2 protein-coding genes are annotated in these 1,729 nt (G+C 39.9%); both read right to left on the reverse strand.

Translation table 11 applies throughout. From position 1 onward, the window contains the following. Positions 1 to 91 precede the first annotated feature (91 nt). Positions 92 to 946 carry an IS3 family transposase gene (locus tag AC3WTP_RS23240; protein WP_492397000.1) on the reverse strand — a complete coding sequence of 285 codons (855 nt, stop codon included), beginning with the start codon at positions 944 to 946 and terminating at the stop codon, positions 92 to 94. Positions 947 to 966: 20 nt separating this feature from the next. Further along, positions 967 to 1,656 carry a helix-turn-helix domain-containing protein gene (locus AC3WTP_RS23245; RefSeq protein WP_492397001.1) on the reverse strand — a complete coding sequence of 230 codons (690 nt, stop codon included), beginning with the start codon at positions 1,654 to 1,656 and terminating at the stop codon, positions 967 to 969. Positions 1,657 to 1,729: the final 73 nt, after the last annotated feature.

The raw sequence follows: 1,729 nt of genomic DNA on the forward strand, positions 1-1,729 counted from the left end.
TGAAGTGCTACCTGTCAAGTAGACAGTGTAAAAAACAAAAACAGTTGGTTTATTTTCCTCAGCTCGGTTTAACAGAGCTGAGGTTTTTTCATTATGCAGATCGTCGGTATTCGTTTGGTGATAAACCATCCAAACACTCTGTATATCGGTAGTTGTTGTAATAGCGAATATATTCGTTAACGTCTTTGAGGACGTCTTCATAGGTATCATACTTTGTGTGATAATAGCTTTCTGATTTGTAAGTGCCCCAAAATCGTTCAATAGGTTGGTTATCCAAGCATCGGCTCACACGAGACATGCTTTTCACAAACCCGTATTTTACATGGAGTCGATTATACTCATGAGACGTGTACTGGAAGCCTCTGTCGCTTTGGAGGAGTGGGGTTACACCGGGATTCTTCTCGAAAGCCTTCTTCAGCGTATCCATCACGAGTTCATTGTTATTGGAATGGCTTAATACCCATGAAACAATGGAGTTATCGTATACATCAATAATGGCGCTTAAATAGGCTTTGCGACCATTTCCATATTTCAGTTCCGTCACATCTGTACACCACTTTGTGTTTGGAGAGTGTGCATCAAAGTTACGGTTCATTACATTTTCAGCTACATGGATCTCAGGGGATTTCACATAGTGCGGTCGCTTTTTGCGAATGATTGCCTTGAGTCCAAGAGCACGCATAATTCGGTAATAACGCTTTTTGTTGTACTTCTTTTTGAGCTTTCGGTTCAATTGAGTGCGTATTTGACGATAGCCAAGTATCCCTTTTCGCTTGTCATAGCGAAGATTCACTTCTTTGGCTAGCGTATAATTCTCAAGTTCTTTGGCGGATGGCGTCCATTTTAACCACTTGTAATAGGCAGATCGAGCAACCCCTGCTAACGCACACAACTTCGTAATTGCGTAACCTTTTTCTTTGTTCAGTTCTTGAATCGCTTGATACAAGTCTACTTGTCGAACGAGGGTTAACGTGTATTTCGTTGCTTGATCTCCGCCAACTTTTTTGCGAGGGCATTCTCCATCTCTAGATATTCATTTCGAGCTTCTAATTCCTTGATCCGTAGCTTAAGACGTTCATGCTCATCTAGTTCCTCTACAGGCTTTTTACGACCGCGATTGTCCTTAAGAGCATCCTCACTGCCTGCTTGATATTTCCGAACCCAGGCGTACACCTGCTGATAAGATACACCGTACTTTTCGATCGCTTTCTGATAATCCAAACCATTAGCGATTGTATATTGTGCAATTTCAATCCGTTCTTCGAAAGTTGTTTTACGTCCTTTGTTCATATGAGATAGTCCTTTTCCTTTATGTGTAGGTTTCAATTCTATCTCATTAGTATACTTGGTAATCCATTTCCCCAAAACACTTCTACTCGAAATACGATGCTTCTTTGTCGCTTCTTCTACGGAGTAATGACCAGACAACACATCTTTAATTGCAGCAAGCTTCAATTCCTTTGAATATGATTTCCACGTATGCGATTCCTTTAAGCCATCTAGACCATCTGATTTATATTTTCTTATCCATTCTTTAACTGTGTGTAAGCTAACCCCTAGCTGATTCGCTTCAAAGTTTGGATTTGATTTGTGTTCTAAGCATCGCTGAACAACATGTAATTTAATTTCAAAAGAAGTTGAACTTCTTTTAGACATCAGAAAAACTCCCATCATTGTAGCAGTAGAAGTTTTTGTTTTATCTACTGTCTACTATGATGGGAGCATATCA

The sequence above is a fragment of the Paenibacillus sp. EB106-04-04-XG159 genome, from assembly GCF_058791835.1.

Coding starts and splice junctions, on each gene's coding strand:
- AC3WTP_RS23245 (WP_492397001.1), bottom strand. CDS start 1,656: ATGTCTAAAAGAAGTTCAACTTCTTTTGAAATTAAATTACATGTTGTT.